Source organism: Paenibacillus flagellatus (genome assembly GCF_003217775.1).
Lineage (GTDB): Bacteria > Bacillota > Bacilli > Paenibacillales > NBRC-103111 > Paenibacillus_AB > Paenibacillus_AB flagellatus.
The window spans coordinates 24,927-46,725 of record NZ_QJVJ01000016.1 but is presented as its reverse complement, the minus strand read 5'-3'; the positions used below and the strand labels follow the sequence as shown (position 1 = coordinate 46,725).

The following is a 21,799-nucleotide window of genomic DNA, read 5'->3' as shown; positions in this document are numbered from 1 at the left end:
GGCGCGGCTACAGCACGGTCAGTTCGAATAGGCGCGAGCCGAGCAGGACGAGAACGGCCAGCAGCGCGGTCAAGGCGAGGACGAACCGGATGCGGAAGACGGAAAGCAGCATGAGCGTGTTTTTCAAATCGAGCATCGGGCCGAAGACGAGAAACGTAAGCAGCGACCCGGTCGTAAACGTCGTGGCGAACGAAGCGGCGACGAAGGCGTCCGACGTCGAGCAGAGCGACAGCAAGTAGGCGAAGCCCATCATGAACAAATGCGAGCTCCAGTCGCCTTGGCCGATCGACACGAGGCTTTCGCGGGATACGGCCGCTTGGATGACGGCGGTCATCATCGCGCCGAAGATCAAATATTTGCCCATCTCGAAAAATTCGTCGGAGGCGTGTCCGAAGGTCGCCTGCAGCTTGCCGGTCAGCCCCGGGCGACCGTGTCCGTGGTCATGACCGTGGTGGTGATGATGATGCTGACCGTGGCCGTGTCCATCGCCGTTTTCGGTGCGGGCGGCGGCATGAGGGAGCTCCGGTCGAAGCGGGCTTCGTCGGACGAAGCGGTAGACGATCAAGCCGATCGCCGCAGCGACGAGGAAAGCGAGCCCCATGCGGGAGTAGGCCATTTCCGGCCGCGAGCGGAATGCCATATAGGTGGAGGCGTACACGACCGGATTGAGCACCGGACCGGCGAGAATGAACGCGACGGCGATATAGACGGGCATGCCTTTGCGCATCAGCCGTCTGACGATCGGAATCATGCCGCATTCGCACAGCGGGAAGACGACGCCGAGCGTACAGGCGAACAGGACGCCGAGAACGGGATGGCGGGGCGTCCATCGCCGGACCGTCCGCTCGGAGACGAACACTTGCAGCAGCGCGGAGAAGAGAACGCCCAACAGGACGAACGGGATCGCTTCGAGGATGATGCTGATGAAGATCGTCTTGAAGTTGGCCCATGGAAAAGACGCGATGGCGCCGAAATCGGGCGGACGACGAACGAGAATAAGCGCGATCAGGACGATACAGGCGAGACCGGCGACGAACGGGCCTCGGCGAAGCAGCGTTTGCAACGAACATTCCTCCTTGGAAGGCGGATCGGTACCCGTACTAACGTATGCGGCCAAGCATGGCGCTAGGACATGTTTTTGGCTGTTTGCGACGTTTAATCGTAATATTTACAAAACTGAATCCGTCTCGTATAATCGTAACAATTACTATTTGAACAGTCAAGGAGGATGAACGATGAACGGAAGCTTGAAGCCGATTCCGGTTACGGTACTGAGCGGTTATCTCGGATCCGGCAAGACGACGCTGCTCAACCATGTGCTGAACAACCGGGACGGGTTGAAGGTGGCGGTTATCGTCAACGATTTGAGCGAGGTGAACGTGGACGCGGGTATCGTGCGCGACGGCGGTCTGCTGCGGACGGAAGAGAAGCTGGTGGAGATGTCGAACGGGTGCATCTGCTGCACGCTGCGCGAAGATTTGCTGACCGAGGTGGAGAAGCTGGCGCGGGACGGACGGTTCGACTACATCCTGATCGAATCGACGGGGGTCGGCGAGCCGGTTCCGGTGGCGCAGACGTTCTCGTACGCGGACGAGGAGTCCGGGATCGACCTGTCCCGCTATTGCCGGCTCGACTGCATGGTGACCGTCGTCGACGCGCACCGGTTCTGGCACGATTACGGCTCGGGCGAAACGCTGCTCGACCGCAAGCAGCATGTCGGCGAAGACGATACGCGGGACGTCGCCGATCTGCTGATCGACCAGATCGAATGCTGCGACGTGCTCGTGCTGAACAAGTGCGATTTGGTCGGCGAGGACGAGCTGGAGGAGCTGGAGCGGCTGCTTGCCAAGCTGCAGCCGACCGCGACAATCGTGCGGACGACGCGCGGCGAATTGGATCCGAAGACGATCTTGAACACGGGGCTGTTCGACTTCGAGCGGGCGTCCCGTTCCGCGGGCTGGATCGCGGAGCTGGAGCGGGAGCATGTCCCGGAGACGGACGAATACGGCATCGCTTCGTTCGTCTATGCGCGGAGGCGTCCGTTCCACCCGGAACGGCTGGCGCGCTGGCTCGAAGAGTTCCCCGTCGAGGTCGTCCGCTCCAAAGGAACGCTGTGGCTCGCCTCGCGCAACGACGTCGGCACGTCGTTCAGCCAAGCCGGCGCTTCGATTCAGATGGGACCGGCCGGGTACTGGCTCGCCGCCCTCGACGAAGCGGAGCGGGAAGCGTATCTCCGGGAGGAGGGAGAGCCGGCTGTGTCGGGGTGGCACCCGCAATGGGGAGACCGGATGACGCAGCTCGTCCTGATCGGTATCGGGATGGACCGGGAATCGCTGGAGCGGTCGCTCGACGAATGCTTGCTGAGCGACGCGGAGATGGCCGCCGATTGGGGCGCATTCGCCGACCGTCTCCCGGGAGCCGGTGCCGCTTAAGCACAGGAAGCCCTTCCGCCTGACCGAGACGCGCAAACCCCGCCTGTTTTCCGACGGAGAAGGCGGGCTTTTGCGCGTCCGGCTCCATCTCTACTTGCGGTCCTTGTATATTTCCCGCATGACGTGGCGCAGCTCCGGGACGACGATCTTCGTCATCGCGAGCCGGACCGCGCCGGAGGAGCCGGGCATCGAGAAGACGGCGGTATTGCCGCGGACGCCGGCGACGGCACGGCTCAGGATGGCGGCCGGGCCGATGTCCTCCGCGTAGCTCAGGTAGCGGAATATTTCGCCGAAGCCCGGCATTTCCTTGTCGAGCGAGTCGCGGACCGCTTCGTACGTCGTATCGCGCATGGCGATGCCGGTACCGCCGTTCAGCAGAACGGCTTCGATCCGGTCGTCCTCGGAGGCGGACCGGACGAGCTCGCGGATGTGCTCGTATTCGTCCTTCACGATCCGGTAATCGGCGACGATGTAGCCGGATTCCTCGAGCAGCTGGCGCATCAGCTGCCCGCTCTTGTCCGTTTCCGGCGTGCGGGTGTCCGACACGGTCACGATCATGCAGCGGACGGACGACGGCGCCTCGCGGCGGTGCTCCTCGACGGAGCGGATAGGTTCTGTCATTGGTATACCTCCCGGATAAAAAGACCATAGGGCAGCCGCGCAACGAACCGTCGCGCAGCCAAATTTTATCATCTTCCCCGGCGGGGCGCAAAGCCGGGGCCGTTATGGACCGGATGAGGAGATCCCGCTTGAACGATTGACTCCCGGGCCCTTTGCTGGTATCATATTAGTTATGCTGTGATTATGGAAACAAATGCGGACAGACCGCGACCGATGCGGCCTTTTTCGCGTTCGACTGACAAAAGGAGGTGTGTACGATGCGCGTTATCGTCACTTTGGCGTGCACCGAAACAGGTGATCGCAATTACACGACTACGAAAAACAAAAAAACTCATCCGCAGCGGATCGAGATGAAAAAATATTGCCCTCGCCTGAAGAAATACACTCTTCACCGCGAAACCCGCTAAGCGGTTAGCTTTAGCCAAGCGATGACAGGAGCAAGTAGGAGACGTCCCCCCGCATTCAGAGAGCCGGTGGTTGCTGCGAACCGGCGCGGCGCGTCTTCCGAATGGGTCCTGGAGCATGAAGCCGAAACGTTCGCCCGCGGTACAAGCTGCCCGGCGGACGAAGTAGGCGGAACGGCGGTTCCCCGTTATCGGAACGACCAAGGTTTTCCGTATCGATACCGGCTATCGGCTTTTGTATCGGAAAACGAATTAGGGTGGTACCACGGCCTCTCGTCCCTTGCGACGAGGGCTTTTTTGTTTTGGTCGGCCAGTAATCGACTTATTGGAGGGAAACGATATGAAACGCGTATTGTCCGGGATTCAACCGAGCGGCCAGCTGACGCTCGGCAACTATATCGGCGCGATGAAAAATTTCGTCAAGCTGCAGCACGATCACCACTGCTTCTTCATGATCGTGGACCTGCACGCGATTACGGTTCCGCAGGAGCCGGCCGCGCTGCGCGAGCAGAGCGAGTCGGTCGCCGCCCTGTTCATCGCCGCGGGCATCGATCCGGCGAAGGCGAGCGTCTTCCTGCAGTCCCATGTGCCCGCCCACGCCGAGCTCGGCTGGATCATGACGACGCTCGTCTACATGGGCGAGCTGGAACGGATGACGCAGTTCAAGGACAAGTCGGCCGGCAAGGAATCGGTCGGCGCGGGACTGTTCACGTATCCGGCGCTGATGGCGGCCGACATTTTGCTGTATAACGCCGATCTCGTACCGGTCGGGGACGACCAGAAGCAGCATTTGGAAATCACGAGGGACTTGGCCCATCGGTTCAATCAGCGGTACGGCGAACAGTTCACCGTTCCCGAGCCGTACATCCCGCAGGTCGGCGCGCGCATCATGTCGCTCGACGATGCGTCGAAGAAGATGAGCAAGAGCAACCCGAACCCGGGCAGCTATATCGCGCTTCTCGACGAGCCGGACGTTATCCGCAAGAAGATCAGCCGGGCCGTGACCGACTCGGGCCGCGAAATCAAGTTCGACCCGGCGTCGAAGCCGGAAGTGAGCAACCTGATGAGCATTTATGCGCACTGCGCGAATATGAGCGTCGCCGAGATCGAAGCGAAGTACGAGGGCCAGGGGTACGGTCCGTTCAAAAAAGATTTGGCCGAGGCGGTCGTCGCTACGCTCGAGCCGCTGCAGCAGCGGTACAAGGACATTCGCGCCTCCGGCGAGCTGAAGACGATTCTCCGTCAAGGCGCCGAGCAGGCGGCCGAAATCGCGAACAAGACGGTGCGCGACGCCAAGGAGAAGATGGGCTTCGTGCTGCCGTAATCATCGTTTCAAAGATGGCCGTAGAGGCCCAAAGAAAAACCGTAATCCGAATTCGCTTCGGGTTACGGTTTTTCGTTGCGCCGGCGAAGCTTCGCTTTCACCATGAAGCCGAAGCCGATGAAGAGGAACGAGCCGATCGAGCACAGCCAGACGGCGGCGACATTGCCGTAGCTGATCGCGGCGGCGATGCCGACGAGCAGGGCTGTTCCGATCAAGGCGAACAATAGGGCCAAAGGGCGGTTCATGCAACGGATCACCCGCTTTCTGAAATCGACTTCAAAGTTTTTTGCAAATAGGATGCATATAAATCGGCCTACGTAACATAATAAGCTTGCAAGCTTGCAAATACATCAAAGACATCAGACGCAGATTGAAAGGAGTGCATCGTTTTATGGCAAGTGGTCAATCTCGCAGCAGCAATCAGCTCGTCGTACCTCAAGCGAACCAAGCTCTGGATCAACTGAAATATGAGGTGGCTCAAGAGCTGGGCATCCAAATCCCGCAAGACGGCTATATGGGTTACATGGCAACTCGCGACACGGGCGCAATCGGTGGACACATCACTCGCCGCTTGGTGCAAATCGCCGAACAACAACTTTCCGGCGGCATTGGTCGATAAACGATTACTTTCTTTCGCACATACGTCGTTTGAAAAAGCTCAAGGGACTCGTCCCTTGGGCTTTGTTCCATATTCGGGGGGACGCGGGAAAACGACGAAGCGCTTCGCGCGATCGTCCCGGCGGAAAGAGCCGGGGCCGAAGGCGGGAAACGCTCCGCAGCCGTTGCGGTTGGCCGGCGTCGGGCCGGCTAATACGTGCTGATTTTCAGCTTTTTCTCGACACGTCCTTCGCTGCGCCAGCCGACGTACGAATCGATCGGCCGGAATTGTTTGTCCATGAGCACGACCGCGACGAACGGGTACTGCTTGCGGTGCCGGTACCGGACGTCCGTCCAGCGTACCTCGTAGCCCCACGAATGCTCCTTCGCTTCGGCGCATGCCGTCGACGTGAAGTACAGAAACGCTTGAACGTCGGGATGCTCCTTGGAAGCGTCGATCGCCGGATGCTGCTCGCACCGGACTTGATCGACCCAGCGCAGCTTGCCTCCCCGAAACTCGCCGATCGTGTAATGATCGGGCTTCGTCCGCTTCACCACGTTCCAGACGTACAGATGGATCGTCGGGATCAATATATAAGTGTGGTCCGGTTGATAGTGCGGGTCCTGCAGCTTCAGCCGAGCGGAAACGTTGGCGTGCACGAGCGTTCGCCATGCGTAATAGATGGCGAGCAGGCCGTAGAGCGTCAAGAACAGCTGCGCGGGAGGTGCGAGACGGACGGACCACAAGAAGATGGCGATCAGATGGGTCGAGAAGATGATCGGGTCGAAAATGTGGATGATGTTCCACGAAATCCATTTATCCGTTATCGGTCGGAACGCCTGCGTGCCGTACGTGTTGAACAAATCGCTGAAGACGTGAAGCGCGACCGCGATGAACACCCATAAGCCCAGGTGCACGACGGATACACCTCGAAACAGAACGGCGAGCACGAGCGTAATCAGCACGGTCCAGATGGCGACGGCCGGCAAGCTGTGCGATTTGCCGCGATGGTTGCGGATGTACGCGGCGTTGCTGCGAAAGCGGAGCAGCCCGTCCGAATCCGGCGCCTGCGACCCGAGCACGGTGCCGATCAATACGGCGGTCGCCAGAGCGGGGTCCGATGCTACGGCCGGGTCCACATAGGCCAATCCGGCCAAACCGAGTCCGACTACCAGATGCGTTCCAGTATCCAAAAGATGTCTCCTCCTCATCGGTCTTCCTTGTTATCATACCATGTAATTCGGTAAAATAAAAAAATGAAAGTTCGGTGAAAATCGCGAAGATGAGCGACCGCGTTTCAGCTGTACATTTTTTTGGTAAAGAAAATCGCCTTTGCTTTTTCGAATAGCAAGAGTGGATTTTCTTTAACGATAAAAAAATGAAAGTTCGGTGAAAATCGCGAAGATGAGCGACCGCGTTTCAGCTGTACATTTTTTTGGTAAAGAAAATCGCCTTTGCTTTTTGGAATAGCAAGAGTGGATTTTCTTTAACGATAAAAAAATGAAAGTGACATTAAGGGGAATTTCCATGGATATCGTTTTCGTCGAGTATAAAGTGTTCCCCGAAAAGCGGGATGCATACTTGCGCTGGATCGGAGCCGCCGCGCGCGCGGATAACCGATTCGAGCTGTACGAAGGCTCCGAGCAGCCCGACCTGTTCGTCGAGCTGTGGCGGGGGATGGACGACGAGCGGTACCGATCGTTCAAGCGGGAACGGCTCGAGCCGGGCGACCCGTCCTGGGGCGCTTTGGCCGAATTCGTCCCCGGCGGCTTGGCGAAGGTGCACGTCTGGCACTTTCGCCGTACGGAGCCAGCCGGCTAGCCGTCTGACGGACAAGCGGGACGAATCGAGCGTATCGCTTGACCCGGTTGTATTGTATGGACCGGACGAACGGTCCGCCACGGCGTCCGCGACGTCGGCCGTAAAAGGGCCGTCGCCTTGCCTGATCCCCGCACGCTCTTCCCGCTTTCGCTTCCGATTGTCGATTCGCCTTCGTTGGATCCGTCGATCCGCCGGCTCCCGCTTCTTCCCGTTCGGAACGTCAAACGCAGTGACGGCCGCCGCGTTCGCGGATCCGAACGGTCCCGTCTTCACCCGCCGTTTTGCCCGTCCCGTCGGGCTTTCCCCGCCTTATTCCGCTTATGTCCCACCCTGTGCGCATGATCGAATCGTCCATTATTTCCAGCATGGATATCCATGGTTTCTCCCTGACGGGTTATGTAAGCTTACAGGTAGGATACGTGCCGCAACCTGTTGCAGCAAGCCATCCCGGAGGGGGACTACGATGGGCAGGAAACATATTTTGTGGGGTCATATCAAGGAGCACCGCTATGCGTACGCATTCGGCTTTGCATTATTGTCCATTTCGTGCGCGCTCCAGCTCGTCATTCCGATCTTGCTCGGCACGTTCACGGACCGGCTCGAGCTCGGCGAGCTCACGTACGGCGAGGCGGCGACCATCGCCGTCTGGATGATGGCGGCCGGCTTCGGCGTCGCGTTGTTCCGGTCGACCGGGCGCATCTACCTGTTCCGGCTCTCGCGCGTGCTCGACATGCGCATCCGCGACGATTTGTTCAAGCATTGGGAGAAGCTGTCGACCCATTACTTCAAAAATCAGCGCGTCGGCGATCTGATGTCGTATGCGATCAGCGACGTCAGCGTCATCCGCGACGTGACGATGTCCGGCATCTTCAACTCGCTCGAGGCGGTCGTGCTGATCACGATTACGGTCGTGGCGATGGTGACGGCGGTCGATCCGCTGCTCACGTTTCTGACGATGCTGCCGCTGCCGCTGCTCAGCATTCTCGCCTACCGGTTCAACCGGCGCATCCAGAAGGAATCGGCCGGCGTCCAGGAGGCGATCGGCGATTTGACGAGCCGCGTGCAGGAATTTATCGCCGGCATCCGCGTCGTGAAGGCGTTCGTGCAGGAGCGCGAGCAGAGCCGGCTGTTCCGGCGGGACAACGAGCATGCGGTGGCGATGAACCGGAGGCTGGTGAAGTCGAACTCGCTGTTCGGGGCGCTCAGCTCGGGCGTCGTCGGCGTCAGCTTCCTCGTCTCCGTCGTGCTCGGCGGCATCATGGTGCTGCGCGGCCGGATTACGCTCGGCGAGTTCGTCGCCTTCAACTCGTACTTGTCCCTGCTCATGGGGCCGATCGAAAATTTGGGCAAGGTCGCCAACACGATGCAGCGCGGCAAAGCGTCCGAAAACCGGCTGCTCGCCATCCTGAACACCGAGCCGGACGTTGCCGACGACTCGTGCGCAGACGCATCGATCCGCGGCATCGAAGGGGACATCGTCATCCGGAACCTGACGTTCCGTTACCCGGAAGCGCACGAGCCGGCGCTTCGCGACATCTCGCTCCGCGTGCCGAAAGGAACGAGCCTCGCCATCGTCGGCCGGGTCGGCAGCGGCAAAAGCACGCTCGTCCATCTGCTCGTCCGGCTGTACAATCCGCCCAAAGGAACGGTGTTCCTCGACGGCCGGGACATTCACGACATTCCGCTGAACGTGCTGCGCGGCGGCATCGGCATCGTGCCGCAGGACCAGTTCCTGTTCTCGACGACGATCCGCGACAACATCGGCTTCGACCCGAAGCCGTACGGCGACGACGACATCGAGCGGGCGGCCAAGGTGGCGCAAGTGTACGACAATATCGTCGAGTTCCCGAATCAGTTCCAGACGGCGCTCGGGGAACGGGGCGTCTCGCTGTCCGGCGGCCAGCGCCAGCGCGTCAGCATCGCGCGGGCGATCATCAAGAAGCCGTCGATTCTCATCTTCGACGACAGCTTGTCCGCCGTCGATACGGAAACGGAGGACCGCATCCTCGAAGGGCTGAAGGACGTCATGGAGGATCGGACGACGATCATCATCGGGCACCGCATCTCGTCGGTGCAGTCGGCCGACCAAATCGTCGTACTGGAGGAGGGGGCGATCGTCGAGCGGGGCGACCACGAATCGCTGCTCGCCTTGAACGGCATCTATGCGGACATGTATCACAAGCAGCTGCTGGACGAGGTCGGCGAGCGTCACGGGCGGGAATGGGACGACGCCGGAGGCGAGCCGACGGGAGCGGGCCGCGGCGCGGCGGGCGGGGGGAGAGCGGGATGAGCATTCATGCGGAGAAAGCGGCGGTCGATATCAAGGACGGGCAGCTGTTCAAAAAAATGCTTGCCTACGCCAAGCCGCATTGGAAAACGATATTGCTGTGCATCGCCCTCGCGTTTTTGATCGTGCTGACCGATCTGGCCCGTCCGTACATCATCAAGGTGGCGATCGACGACCGGATCAACGGGCTGCACAAGCCGATGTACGCCGCCCGGGCCGAAGACGCGGCGCTGCTGGCGCCGTACGGCGATCCGATCGTCGTCGGCGGCCGGGCGTACGTCCGCGTCGACGCCGGGGAAAGCGCGGCGCCGCCGCGACCGCCGTCGGACGCCGTCCGTCCGGTGCGCATCGTAGAAGCCGGCGGGGCGGCCTACTTGGCCGACGGCTGGCCGGATCCAAAGACGGAGCCGACCGTGCGGCTCGACGGCGACCGGGCGGTGCTTGAGGCGGCCGGGCTTGCGTTCGCGGCCGAGCCGCTCGGCGCGGAGACGGTCGAAGCGCTCCGCGAGCGCGACGTCCGGGGATTTTTCGTGCTCGGCGCACTGTTCCTGATCGCCGTCGTCGGCGGAGCGGCTTTAAGCTACGTGCAGACGAACTTGCTGCAATATACCGGACAGCATATCATTTTCCGCATCCGTCAGCAGCTGTTCGACCATTTGAGCCGCATGTCGTCGTCGTTTTTCGACCGCAATCCGGTCGGCCGGCTCGTCGTTCGCGTCACGCAGGACACGGAGTCGCTCAACCAGCTGTACTCGCAGGTGATCGTCAACCTGGTGAAGGACGTCATCGTCCTGTTCGGCATCCTGATCATCATGCTGCAAATGAGCTTGAAGCTGACCGCGCTCATGCTCGTCGTCATCCCGCTTCTGTTCGGGATGACCGTCTGGTACCGGATCGTCGTGCGCGAGGCGCAGCGGAAGATGCGTCTGCTGCTCGCCCGGCTCAACTCGTTTCTGGCCGAAAACTTGTCCGGCATCCGCATCACGCAGCTGTTCGTCCGCGAGGAGCGGCAGCTCGAGCAGTTCCGCCGCCTGAACGGCGAGCATTACAAAGCGGGGATGCGCGGCACCGTCATCAACTCGATTTTTCAGCCGGCGGTCGGCTTCCTCGGCAATTTCGCCATTGCCCTGCTCATCTGGTACGGGGGCGGTTCGGTGCTCGACGGGACGATCACGTTCGGAATCGTTTATGCGTTTACTCATTATGTGCGTCAATTTTTCAACCCGTTAATGAGTTTGGCGGAGAAATACAACCAGATCCAGACCGCGATGGTCGGAGCGGAGCGCATCTTCGACATGCTGGACGAGAAGCCGGCGATCGTCGACGCCGCCGAGCCGAAGCCGCTGCCGAGGCCGGTGCGCGGGACGATCGAATTCGACCGCGTCTGGTTCGCTTACAACGAAGGCGAGTGGGTGCTGCGCGACGTATCGTTCCGCATCGAGCCGGGGCAGACGGTCGCGTTCGTCGGGGCGACAGGGGCGGGCAAGAGCTCGATCATCCAGCTGATCAACCGGTTCTACGATATCCAGCAAGGCACGATCCGGCTCGACGGCATCGACATCCGCGACATCCCGCTCGATCAGCTGCGGCGGACGATCGGCGTCGTCCAGCAGGACGTCTTCCTGTTCAACGGCGATATCGCCTCGAACATCCGGCTGAACGAAGCCGGCATCACCGACGAGCAGGTGCGGGAGGCGGCGCGGCTCGCGCACGCGGACGAGTTCGTCGCGAAGCTGCCGCTCGGCTACGCCACGCCGCTCGGGGAGCGGGGCGTCAACTTGTCGCTCGGCCAGCGGCAACTGCTGTCGTTCGCCCGCGCCGTCGCGTTCCGGCCGCAAATCCTCATCCTGGACGAGGCGACGTCGAACATCGACACGGAAACCGAGCTCGTCGTGCAGGACGCGCTGCGCGAAATGACCATAAACCGGACGACGCTCATCGTGGCGCACCGGCTGTCGACGATTCAGCACGCCGATCAAATCATCGTCATGCACAAGGGCAAGGTGCGGGAGATCGGCAGCCATTATCAGCTGCTGGCGAACAAAGGCTATTACTACAAGCTGTTCGAGCTGCAGTACAAGGAGCAGAAGCAGATGCGGGACGCCCGGTAGGATGTGGGGGGGTGCCGTGAACGGCCGGTACGGATTGAAATCGGTGCAAGGCGAGAGCCGGCGGTAAGGGATAGTTGAGGACGAGTATATAGTTGGGTTTATTTGGTTTTGGTTGGATTCCTTTCGCAAATCTACTATGATGAAAGAAGGAAACGTTTGCGAAGGTGGATCGGACGATGACGATATTGAAGCCAACGATAGCCAGGCGTGGATCTTTTTTTCGCAAAAGCTTGGCTTGGGTGCTCACCATCACCTGCCTGCCGGTCAGCCTGATCGGTATTGTGCTGTATTATGCGGGAAGCGACCGTATCGTGAATGAAGTGAACGGCGCGTACCGCACCCAGCTGCAGCAGTCGATTCAACGGCTGGACGATTATTTGACCCAGCTGGAGCTGTATTCCGCGCAGCTCGGTTTCAATCCGGAGTTCGACCGGTCGCTTGCGACCGTCGATTTCGCCCGGCAGTTTCAGCAAACGAACGATCTGATCAAGACGCTGCGGTTGATGAAAGAAACGAACCCGTTAATTGACAGCGTTTACTTGTATCTGAAAGACGCGAACAAGCTGATCGGCGATTCCGATGGCGTGCGAACGATCGAGACGGAGAAGGACCGGGGCGAGCTGGCGAACCTGTTGGATCAGGGCAGCCCGATTTACTGGCGCAATTCGCTTGCCGAGATCGACAACCCCGATAAGCCCAAGCCGGCGGTCGTGGTGAAGCTGCCGGGAGGCAGCTGGTATAAGCCTTTCGGCGCCTTCATCCTCTATATCAAGCAGGAGGAGCTCGATTTGCTCGTTCAAAGGCTGACTCCGCAGTCCGGCGTCTCTTTCCTTGTCGACGACAGCCAGTCGTACGTCACGACGCTGCCGGACGACGGGGAAGACCGGCAGCTGGCCGACGAGCTGCGCAGCCGCATGGCCGCGCTGGATATTTCGTCGCCCCGGACTTCCGCGTACAAATGGAATGGCCAAACCTACTCCGTCTCCTACGGCAAGCTCCCCCGGTTCGGCGGAATCGGAGCCGGCTGGACGTATGTGACGGCAACGCCGCTGACGCACATTATGGCGCCCGTCGCTTCGATGTCCAAGCTGATCGTCCTTGTCAGCGGCTTCGGACTGCTTGCCGCCCTGCTGCTCGGATGGCTCGTTTCGAACAAAATTTATGATCCGATCCGCCGGTTGACGAAGCTCCTGCACGGTCACCAAGTAACCGCGAGAACCGGCGACGAGATCCAGCTGATCGAAAACGAGTGGAGGCAGCTGCTTACGGAAAAGGTCGCACTGCAGCATCGCCTGAAGGAACAGCTTCCGGCCATGCGCGAACGGTTCCTGATGCAGCTTCTTCAAGGCAGCTTGCAAGCCTTGACCGAGAGCGAGGCGCGGGGCAAGTTGAAGCAGCTCGGCTGGGATACGGACGATCAAGGCTTCGCCGTCGTTGTCGCCAAGCTTCACGCGCCTCTTCAAGCGGAGGCGGCCTTATCGGACAAAGACAAGCAGCTCGCTACCTTCGCAGCCTCCAACGTAATGACGGAGCTGTTCGAATCGCGCTATGCGATGCTGCACCTGATCAACGCCCAAAACTTGTGTGTCGAGCTCTTGATCGTGCTTGGCGATGGGCGGCCGATGGCCGAGGCGAGACAAGAGCTGCTGCAGCTTGGCAGCGATGTTATGAAAACGGTTAACAACGTCACGCGAATGAATACGACGCTTGTCGTGAGCAGGCCGACCGACCGTCTCGTCGATACCCCGGGCGTGCTCGGGCTGACGCGCAGCGCGCTGCGCTTCCGAGACCCCGAAACCGGCAGCCAACTGCTTGACATGGACGATTTCGTGCTGGAAGGCGGCCAGCCGGTCCGGTTTCCGTACGAGCTGGAGCGGGCGGTGGTGCATGCGGTCGGCACCGGCCTCGAGGAGGAAGCGGTCCGCAACATCCGCGAATTCGTGCGGGCGCTGCAGAACGACGCCAGCACCGAGCTGATGGTGCATCAGGGGATGATGAAGCTGCTCGGAAGCGTGATGGACGTCGTGCTGCGAGCCGAGGTCAATCCGCACGTGCTGTACGGGGGCGTCCACCTCTACGAAAAGCTGCTGCATATCAGCGATCCGGAGGAGATGGTGCACTGGTTTCAGCACGAGCTGATTCGTCCGTTCATCCGAACGATAACGGATACGAGCGACCGCGAGTTGAAAAGCATCTTGGAGCAGGTGCTGCGCCGGATCGATACCGAGTTTACGCAAAATATTTCCGTCGAATCGTACGCCGAGGAATACGGAACGAGCCCGTACAAGCTGCGCAAGGCGCTGAAGCAAGCAAGCGGCATGAACTTCATCGACCTGGTCATGCAGAAGCGCCTCGACAAATGCAAGGAGCTGCTCGTCACCACCGACATGAAAGTGAACGATATCGCGGAGAGACTGGGTTACCAGCCTTCTTACCTGATCCGTATTTTTAAGAAAGGCGAAGGCATGACCCCCGGTCAATACCGGGAGAGGATGGAATCGTCGCAAACCCCCCGTTAACGCCGACGCTCCATGAACGGCGGCGGCCGAAAAGCGCAAAAGGCGTTCCCGCCAAGTCCGGTTGGACTTGGGGGAACGCCTTTTTCCAGGAAAGACGGGGGGCGGTAAGGACATGCGGTTACTTGGGATCGGGACGCTTCGAGAAGGAATCGTTCATCTCGCTTATTATTTTTTGGAAGTTCGGGTCGGCCAGCGTCTTCGCGACCAGCGCGTCGTACGCCTCGATGGATTCTTGGCCAAGAACGACTTTCGTGCGCATGTCGGTAATTTTTTTGGAAAAGTCCGGGTACAGCGTAATATTCGCTTGGGAAAACGTACGCTCGCCGTGGTTATAGATGCGGGTTTTGCTGCGCTCCGCCAGGACGCCCTGCAGCAGCTTGTAGTAATCGTCCGGAGTCCCGTTGACCTTGATGTTCGATTCCGGATCGATCGTCGCCCAGAGGGTCGTCGCGCCGCTTTCCGCGATTTTATCCGTCTTTGCCTGCTCGGTCGGCACTTTTTTGCCGTTGTCTTCCTTATAGTGAACGTCCTTGACGCCCCAGAACGCCAGATCGTTTCCTTCTTGGCTGTAGCCGTAATCCATGAAGGCGAGAATGCGCTTCACTTTCGCTTCCGGTACCGACTTCGGGATAAAATATTCCCCGTAGAACGGCGTGCCGGAGTGCGTATAGCGATTGCCCTTCGGGCTGATCATGTAGGGCAGAGGCAGCATGGTCGCCTTCGGGTCCGTTTTGCGGGCCGCCTCCGTAAGCGGCCATGCGTTCGGCATCGACCAGCCTACGCCGCCGGCTTTGCCGCTTTTCACCAGATCGCCGAGCTGCGACAACTTGAGAATGGCGAAGTCGCTCGGGAACAAGCCCTCGTCGTACGCTTTTTTGATCCAGAGCAGCGCGTCGCGCGATTCAGGCTCGGTAATGATCGGGACGATTTTGCCGTCCGGCTTTTGCTTCCAGGAGCCCACCGTTTCATTGAATAAGGCGTATACCCACCCGATATAGCTCGAGCTTGTCGAGAACGGGATCGTATCGTTTTTGCCGTTGCCGTCCGGGTCTTTTTCCTTGAACGCCTTCAGTACGTTATAAAAATCGTCGATCGTTTCCGGCACTTTCAGTCCGAGCTTGTCAAGCCAGTCTTTGCGCAGCTGGGGGAACACGCCGCCGCCGAAGCTTGCGTAATAGCGGGGGATCGAGTAGTTTTTGCCGTTGATTTTGGAGGTGTCCCACGTCTCCTTCAAATCGGCCCGAGACAAGTTTTTGTACTCTTTAATGAACGGCGTCAAGTCCCAGAATACGCCCTGATCGACGAGCGTGCGCACCTGCGGGGCGTCGGAGTTCTCGATGAACACCATGTCCGGCAGCTTGCCGGAGGCGAGCAGTACATTGATTTTGTCGTCGTACGTGCTGTCGGGGATCCACTCGATTTTCAAATTCGTGTTCGTCCTCTTCTGCATTTCTTTCAAGAGAACGTTGTCGTTGTCCGATACCGGCGTCCCCCAAGCGATTACCGACATGGAGATTTCCGTCGGCGCTTCCTGGCTCCCGTCCTTCCCGGCGTTGTCGGATGCGGTCCCGCCGCCGCTCTTGCCGCCGCAGGCGGAAAGCGCGAGAGACAGCGCCATGGCGGAAACCAAAGGCACGTAAAGCGATCTGCGAATACGTTTCATTTCCGTTTACCCCTTTCCGATTGAAAATCGTTCGAAGCTATGTGATCATTCCTTGATCGAACCGATCATCGCACCTTTGGCAAAGTGCTTTTGCAGGAATGGGTACACCAGCATGATCGGCACCGTGGCCATGACGACGGCCGCCATCTTGAGCGTTTCGGTCGGCATGGGCCGGCCCGATCGGGCCGCGTCGATCTTGTCGTTGCCGGACATCATCGGGTCGACGAGCATATTGCGCAGGATCACCTGCAAGGGCCATTTGTGCGAATCGTTGATGTACATGACGGCGCTGAAAAACGTGTTCCAATAGCCGACGGCGAAAAACAAGCCGAACGCGACAAGAGCGGGAAGGGAGAGGGGAAGCACGATACGGAAATAAACGCCGATCTCGTTCGCTCCGTCGATGCGGGCCGCCTCCTCCAGTCCGTCGGGTATGCTGTCGAAAAAGCCTTTCATGAGAAGCACGTACCAGCCTCCGGTCACGCTGGGTACGATCAGCGCCCACAGCGTATCGATCAGCCCGAGCTGGCGAACGATCAAGTAGGAGGGGATAAGCCCGGGCGTGAACAGGATCGTCAGCAGGATCATGAACATCATCGCTCTTCGGAAGCGGAGTCTTTTGCGCGACAGCGCATAAGCGAGACCCGATGTCACGAACAAACTGAGCAGCGTGCCGAAGGTAGCCAAAATCGCGCTGATGCCGATCGAGTTCACGAATAAGTCGTTGGAGACCAAATACCGGTAGGCGTCAAGCGTCCACATCGTCGGGAACAACAGAAACGTTTTACGGTAATACTCCGTCGGATCGGTAAACGAAAGGACGAACGTATAGTAAATCGGAAACAGCGCACCCAGGCCGACCAGCAGCAAAAAGCCCACATTGCACGCGTTGAACAGACGGCTGCCGAAGCTCTCCTTCACGTCAATACACTCCTTCCTGGCCGAACCGCTTCGCAAGGAAATTCGCGCCCGTTACGAGTACGATGCCGATGACCGATTTGAACAGGCCGATCGCCGTGCTGTAGCTGAACTGTCCTTGCTGGATGCCGGAGCGGAAGACGTACGTATCGAAAACGTCCGCCACCTCGGATACCGCTCCGTTCATCATCAAGTAAATTTGCTCGAAGCCGGTGTCCATGATCGATCCCAGCTGCAATATAAACAGGATCATGATGACGTTGCGGATCGCGGGAAGCGTAATGTGCCACATTTGGCGAAACCGTCCGGCCCCGTCCATGCGGGCCGCCTCGTACAGCTGCGGGTCCGTGCCCGCGATCGCCGCGAGAAAGACGATCGTCCCCCAGCCGGCCTCCTTCCACATCGACTGCGCGGTTATGAGCCCCCAGAAATAATCCGAATTCGTCAAAAAGTCGATCGTCTCCCAACCGAGCGAGGCGAACAGCTTGTTCACCATGCCCTCCGACTGCGACAGCATCAGATAGGTCAAGCCGGATATCAGCACCCATGACATGAAATGCGGAATATAGAGCACCGACTGAACGACGCGCTTGAACACCATGCTTCTCAGCTCGTTCAGCAGAAGCGACAGCACGATCGGAAACGGGAAAAAAAACGTCAAGCTCAACAGGTTGATGACCAACGTATTGCGCAGCAGCAAATAAAAATCGTCGTTCGAGAAAAACCGCTGGAAGTGGGCAAGGCCGACCCACTCGCTTTTGAAAATACCGAAGAACGGCGAATAATTTTGAAACGCGATCACCAGCCCGCCGATCGGCACATATTTGAACAGGATGAAGAAGGCGATGCCGGGCAAGGCAAGCAAAAACAAATATTTGTCTCTCGCCAAATCCGACCATAATCTGCTTCTCATGGCGCCGTTCCTTTCTTTTGGGATGAGCGCGGCAAGCCTGCCGCAGGGGTTGCAAGCGCTGTCAACAAGTCAAAGCATAGCGGCCGTACCCGTTTCCGGCAATCGTTCATTTTTTAAACGGCCATTTCTTCGAATAGCACGATCATCAAACGATGTACCGCGATCGTCTTTTTGTAAAATCGTTGTAACCGCCGCCCATTGGGCGAATACACTATGGCGAAGCGGTATTCAACCATGAGGAGGATTTTCGTGAACGTACATCACCGGCTGGCCTGGCATGAGACGTTGGATATGCACGAATTGGTCGCTTTTCAAACCGTAAGCTTGATCGAATTGAAAAGGGCGATTCGCCAAGTGCAGGATCAGGAGCTTCGCAATCTTTACGCCCAGACGATTCAGGTGCTCGACGGCAATCTGCGCGAGCTGTTGGCCTTTTATCCGAATGCGCCGATCCCTCCGGGCCATCGCGACCAGAAAGACCCCGCCACCGGATTTTTTGCCGGCAATTTGCTGGGCATGGCCAAGACGTTGGTCCGGAGCTATGCGATCGCCATTACCGAAACGGCGACGCCGAGCTTGCGGGAAGTGCTGACCAGGCAAATCAATGTCGCCATCCGTCTGCATGCGTCCGTCTATTATTTCATGTACGAAAGAAGCTATTACCCTTCGTACGACTTGGAGAAGCTGTTGGCGAACGACGTTCGGAACGCGCAAACGGCGTTGTCCATGTGAGCGCGGCGACACCGCTCGGAAGAGCTCCGATCCCTTTGTCACTCGACGTGACGAAGGGATTTTTATTTGTTCGGAGGAAGGTTGAAATTATTGTATATATGTGTGTTTGATTGTGTTATTATGCAAAGTGAAGGCAACGATTCGGGGTATGGAAAGGAGGCGTCGATTGAACAAACGGTTGAAGTTTCGGGATGACGGCACGTTTGTGATCGTACAATTTACCGATACGGAATTGATCGACGAATACGATGCGGACCCGGAATCGCCCCTGCTCGACCGGGCGACCCGGGCCACGATGGAGACGGTTCTGGAGGCGGAGCGGCCCGACTTGATCGTTTTCACCGGAGACTTGATCGCAAGCGCAAGAACGAGAGACCCCGAGGCGTCGTTTCGGAATGCCGTCGCGGCGGCGGAGGAACGACGCGTACCGTGGGCGGCCGTATTCGGCAATCACGATTCCGAAGGCGCGGTTCCGAGGAAGCGCATGCACGAGCTCCAGTTGGAGCACGCGTGCAACGTCGCCGAGCCGGATCCTCCGGGCGTAAGCGGAGCCGGAAATTTCGCGCTTTCCGTTCACGATGCGGACGACCGGCCGGCCGCCGCGCTGTACTTTCTCGACAGCGGCGATTATTCCCGGCTCGACCGCGTAGGCGGCTACGACTGGATCCGCCGGGATCAAATCGACTGGTACGCCCGCGAATCGCGCAAGCGGACCGAACGGAACGGCGGCGTCCCGCTTCCGTCGCTCGCCTTCTTCCATATCCCGCTGCCGGAATACGAGGAAGCGTGGCGGGCGGCCGATTGCGTTGGGCACAAGCGGGAACGGTGCAGCGTGCCGCGGATCAACTCGGGCTTGTTCGCCGCCATGGCGGAAAGTGGCGACGTCCTGGGAACGTTCGCCGGCCACGACCACGCCAACGATTACGCCGGGACGGTGCACGGCATCCGTCTCTGCTACGGCCGGTCGGCGAAATATATCGGCTATGTCGGAGGCGTGCGCAGCGACCCTTTCTCGACCGGGGCCCGGGTCATTCGGTTGAAGGCGGGCGAGAGGCGATTCGAGACGTGGATTCGCCAATCCGACGGCACGGTAGCGGAGCTGTCCGGGCATCGCGCGGAACAGGAAGCGTGACAACACAAGCGGAAGGATGAGGAACATGCAGCTTCATTTTCTTGGAACGGCCGCGGCGGAAGGGATTCCGAACGCCTTTTGCCGGTGCGACACTTGCCGGGAAGCGCGAAGGCTCGGAGGGAAAAACATACGCACCCGCAGCTCCGTCATCATCGACCGGAGGCTGAAGGTCGATTTCTCGGCGGACTCCTACATGCAGGCGCTTCGCGACGATATCGATCTCGGGGCGATCGAGCACCTGCTCGTCACCCATACGCATTACGACCATTATCATCCCCAAGATTTGTACAACCGGGTCGAAGGGTTCGCGCACGGACTCGACGGACCGCTCCACATTTACGGCAACGACAACGTCATCCGGCTAGGCATCGCCGCCGTCGAAAGCGGCAGCGAGCGGTACCGGTTCCACCGGCTGCTCCCGTTCCGTCCGTTCTCCGCGGGAGAATATGCGGTAACCCCGCTGCTGGCCGATCACGATCGGAACGAAACCTGCCTGCTTTACGTGATCGAAAAGGACGGCCGGAAGCTGCTGTACGGCAACGATACGGGCTGGTTTCCCGAGGAGACGTGGGCTTGGCTGCAGGGCAAACGGATCGACTACGCCATCCTCGACTGCACGCACGCGTACACGAACAATCCGAGAAACCGGAACCATATGTCGATCGAGACGATCGTCGATATGCAGCGGGCTTTCCGGGAGCAAGGCGTGCTGGCCGAGAACGGCCGGATCACGGTGACTCATTTCACCCACAACGCGGGATTGCAGCACGACGATTGGGTGCGCGCGTTCGCGCCCTACGGCATCGAAGTCGCCTACGACGGCAAGCTGGATACGGTTTGAGGGCCATCCGGCCGGCGCAAGGGATACCTCTTCGAGATAGCAAGTGCAGCGGAGCAAGAAAAAGACCCGGAAAGCGAGTTTTGCCAAAAGGGAGTGGAGCATGAACCCGGACTCGAAGCCGAAATCCGAGAAGCTCGTCGTCGTCGTCGGCTTGGTGACGGCGCTGTCGCTGCTCGGCGATTCGATGCTGTACATCGTTTTACCGCTTTACTGGAAAGAGGTCGGGCTTCATTCGTTATGGGAGGTCGGCATCCTGCTGTCCATGAATCGGTTCGTCCGGCTGCCGCTCAATCCGGTGATCGGGTGGCTGTACCATAACATGTCGCTGCGAACGGGGCTCGTCGTCTCCGTGGCGATCGGGGCGATGACGACGCTCGGCTACGGCATGTGGAAGGGCTTCTGGATTTGGGTGCTGCTTCGGGCTCTCTGGGGCGTGGCCTGGTCGCTCATGCGCATGGGCGGATATTTGACCGTCATCGCAAGCTCGGACGAGACGAATCGCGGCCGGCTGATGGGCAAATACAACGGCCTGTGGCGGCTCGGCAGCATGGCCGGCGTCCTGTTCGGCGGGCTGCTCGTTCCGGAGCTCGGCATGAGGCCGGTCGCGCTCGTCTTCGGCGCCGTCGCCCTGCTGGGCTTGCCTTGCATCGTCGCCTATATCCGCCCCGGCCGTTCCGCCCAGACGGAATCGGCTTCCCGGCACGCGAACGAACGGGTCCGGCACGTCTGGTCGAAGCCGGTGGCGAAAGTCGTCCTGAGCGGCATGCTGGTCGCGCTGCTCGGCTCCGTGTTCAACTCGACGGTGTCGCTGGTCGTCTCCGAGCGGCACGGCGCCACAGTGACGGTTCTCGGCATCGCGATCGGCAGCGCGGCGCTGGGCGGCATCCTGCAGGCGGTGCGCAACGGCTGGGAGCCGTTCCTCGCGACCTGGTTCGGACGGCGGTCGGACGGCCCGGCGGGACGGGTGCCCCAGCTGCTGATCGCGCTCGCCGTCTGCGCCGCCGGGTATGCCGTCCTGCCGTGGGACATTCCCATCGAACTTTGGATCGCCGCCGCCTTGACCGTCATGGTCGCGACCACCTCGCTGACGACGGTCATGGACGCGATGGCCGCGGATGCGGCCAACAGCCGCTCCGTCATCTCGCTCATGACGACCTATACCGTCTTCGGCGATTTGGGTGCGGCGCTCGGTCCGACGATTACGTTCCTCGCGACCGATTCCGCGTACGGCATCGTGTCCGTCTATCTCGGCTGCGCCGCCGCGTTCGCGGCGATCATGGCGTGGCATTGGCCGGACCGAAACGCGAGAAGCAAGAGCCGCCGGCAGCCTTATTCCGCTTAGACGACGAACCGGCGTCGTCCGATACGTGTCGCAGGCCGCGGATGACCACCGCGGCCTTTTCGCATGTGCCGGGTCCGACGCGCATATGCGGGGACCGATTCGCACATTTACATTTGAAAGCGATTCCAGTACCATGTGAAT

The 21,799-nt window shown here is 59.7% G+C and carries 19 protein-coding genes; 12 read left to right on the top strand and 7 right to left on the bottom strand.

Going from position 1 to position 21,799, the window contains the following annotated elements; translation table 11 throughout:
- Window positions 1-7: 7 nt before the first annotated feature.
- A complete protein-coding gene (locus DLM86_RS27415; RefSeq protein ID WP_425454004.1) occupies window positions 8-1,006 on the bottom strand; it encodes a permease in 999 nt (332 codons plus the stop codon).
- A 229-nt stretch (window positions 1,007-1,235) separates the two neighbouring features.
- Between DLM86_RS27415 and DLM86_RS27410 the strand changes: the two genes are divergently transcribed.
- Window positions 1,236-2,432, top strand: a complete 1,197-nt coding sequence (locus DLM86_RS27410) for a GTP-binding protein (protein ID WP_110843260.1) — start codon at window positions 1,236-1,238, stop codon at window positions 2,430-2,432.
- 90 nt (window positions 2,433-2,522) lie between these two features.
- Here DLM86_RS27410 and DLM86_RS27405 read toward each other — a convergent pair whose 3' ends face one another.
- Window positions 2,523-3,053 carry a MogA/MoaB family molybdenum cofactor biosynthesis protein gene (locus DLM86_RS27405; RefSeq protein WP_110843259.1) on the bottom strand — a complete coding sequence of 177 codons (531 nt, stop codon included), beginning with the start codon at window positions 3,051-3,053 and terminating at the stop codon, window positions 2,523-2,525.
- 257 nt (window positions 3,054-3,310) lie between these two features.
- Between DLM86_RS27405 and rpmG the strand changes: the two genes are divergently transcribed.
- Both rpmG and trpS read left to right on the top strand, forming a co-directional pair.
- Window positions 3,311-3,460 carry a 50S ribosomal protein L33 gene (gene rpmG, locus DLM86_RS27400; protein WP_110843258.1) on the top strand — a complete coding sequence of 50 codons (150 nt, stop codon included), beginning with the start codon at window positions 3,311-3,313 and terminating at the stop codon, window positions 3,458-3,460.
- A 337-nt stretch (window positions 3,461-3,797) separates the two neighbouring features.
- Complete coding sequence (gene trpS / locus DLM86_RS27395) at window positions 3,798-4,781, top strand: tryptophan--tRNA ligase (protein ID WP_110843257.1); 984 nt, start codon at window positions 3,798-3,800, stop codon at window positions 4,779-4,781.
- A gap of 62 nt (window positions 4,782-4,843) precedes the next feature.
- Here trpS and DLM86_RS27390 read toward each other — a convergent pair whose 3' ends face one another.
- Window positions 4,844-5,026 carry a DUF5325 family protein gene (locus tag DLM86_RS27390; RefSeq protein WP_110843256.1) on the bottom strand — a complete coding sequence of 61 codons (183 nt, stop codon included), beginning with the start codon at window positions 5,024-5,026 and terminating at the stop codon, window positions 4,844-4,846.
- A gap of 146 nt (window positions 5,027-5,172) precedes the next feature.
- Between DLM86_RS27390 and DLM86_RS27385 the strand changes: the two genes are divergently transcribed.
- Window positions 5,173-5,400, top strand: coding sequence for an alpha/beta-type small acid-soluble spore protein (locus DLM86_RS27385; protein WP_110843255.1), 228 nt, complete (start codon window positions 5,173-5,175; stop codon window positions 5,398-5,400).
- Window positions 5,401-5,588: 188 nt separating this feature from the next.
- Here the strand turns inward: DLM86_RS27385 and DLM86_RS27380 are convergent, their stop codons facing one another.
- Window positions 5,589-6,572, bottom strand: coding sequence for a metal-dependent hydrolase (locus DLM86_RS27380; RefSeq protein ID WP_110843254.1), 984 nt, complete (start codon window positions 6,570-6,572; stop codon window positions 5,589-5,591).
- A gap of 334 nt (window positions 6,573-6,906) precedes the next feature.
- Between DLM86_RS27380 and DLM86_RS27375 the strand changes: the two genes are divergently transcribed.
- From DLM86_RS27375 to DLM86_RS27360, 4 genes are all read left to right on the top strand, one after another.
- Window positions 6,907-7,200 (top strand): hypothetical protein, encoded by a 294-nt coding sequence (locus DLM86_RS27375; RefSeq protein WP_110843253.1) that lies wholly within the window; start codon window positions 6,907-6,909, stop codon window positions 7,198-7,200.
- 463 nt (window positions 7,201-7,663) lie between these two features.
- On the top strand, window positions 7,664-9,490 hold the full coding sequence (locus DLM86_RS27370; protein ID WP_110843252.1) for an ABC transporter ATP-binding protein: 1,827 nt from the start codon (window positions 7,664-7,666) through the stop codon (window positions 9,488-9,490).
- Window positions 9,487-11,598, top strand: a complete 2,112-nt coding sequence (locus tag DLM86_RS27365; protein ID WP_110843251.1) for an ABC transporter ATP-binding protein — start codon at window positions 9,487-9,489, stop codon at window positions 11,596-11,598. Before DLM86_RS27370 ends, DLM86_RS27365 begins: the two co-directional genes overlap by 4 nt.
- 176 nt (window positions 11,599-11,774) lie before the next feature.
- Window positions 11,775-14,117: an AraC family transcriptional regulator gene (locus DLM86_RS27360; RefSeq protein WP_146250313.1), complete on the top strand. Its 2,343-nt coding sequence runs from the start codon at window positions 11,775-11,777 to the stop codon at window positions 14,115-14,117.
- 118 nt (window positions 14,118-14,235) lie between these two features.
- Here the strand turns inward: DLM86_RS27360 and DLM86_RS27355 are convergent, their stop codons facing one another.
- From DLM86_RS27355 to DLM86_RS27345, 3 genes are read right to left on the bottom strand one after another with little or no spacing between them, the layout of a single operon-like run.
- Window positions 14,236-15,780, bottom strand: coding sequence for an extracellular solute-binding protein (locus tag DLM86_RS27355; protein ID WP_110843249.1), 1,545 nt, complete (start codon window positions 15,778-15,780; stop codon window positions 14,236-14,238).
- Between the two features lie 45 nt (window positions 15,781-15,825).
- Window positions 15,826-16,701 (bottom strand): carbohydrate ABC transporter permease, encoded by an 876-nt coding sequence (locus DLM86_RS27350; RefSeq protein WP_110843248.1) that lies wholly within the window; start codon window positions 16,699-16,701, stop codon window positions 15,826-15,828.
- A gap of 1 nt (window position 16,702) precedes the next feature.
- Window positions 16,703-17,611 carry an ABC transporter permease gene (locus DLM86_RS27345; protein WP_110843247.1) on the bottom strand — a complete coding sequence of 303 codons (909 nt, stop codon included), beginning with the start codon at window positions 17,609-17,611 and terminating at the stop codon, window positions 16,703-16,705.
- Window positions 17,612-17,860: 249 nt separating this feature from the next.
- Here DLM86_RS27345 and DLM86_RS27340 point away from each other — a divergent pair, with 249 nt between their 5' ends.
- The 4 genes from DLM86_RS27340 (at window position 17,861) to DLM86_RS27325 (ending at window position 21,658) form a co-directional block, all read left to right on the top strand.
- A complete protein-coding gene (locus tag DLM86_RS27340; RefSeq protein ID WP_110843246.1) occupies window positions 17,861-18,343 on the top strand; it encodes a spore coat protein in 483 nt (160 codons plus the stop codon).
- Window positions 18,344-18,509: 166 nt separating this feature from the next.
- Window positions 18,510-19,475 carry a metallophosphoesterase family protein gene (locus tag DLM86_RS27335; protein WP_110843245.1) on the top strand — a complete coding sequence of 322 codons (966 nt, stop codon included), beginning with the start codon at window positions 18,510-18,512 and terminating at the stop codon, window positions 19,473-19,475.
- Window positions 19,476-19,500: 25 nt separating this feature from the next.
- Window positions 19,501-20,316 (top strand): MBL fold metallo-hydrolase, encoded by an 816-nt coding sequence (locus DLM86_RS27330; RefSeq protein WP_110843244.1) that lies wholly within the window; start codon window positions 19,501-19,503, stop codon window positions 20,314-20,316.
- A 100-nt stretch (window positions 20,317-20,416) separates the two neighbouring features.
- Complete coding sequence (locus DLM86_RS27325) at window positions 20,417-21,658, top strand: MFS transporter (RefSeq protein WP_110843243.1); 1,242 nt, start codon at window positions 20,417-20,419, stop codon at window positions 21,656-21,658.
- Window positions 21,659-21,799: the final 141 nt, after the last annotated feature.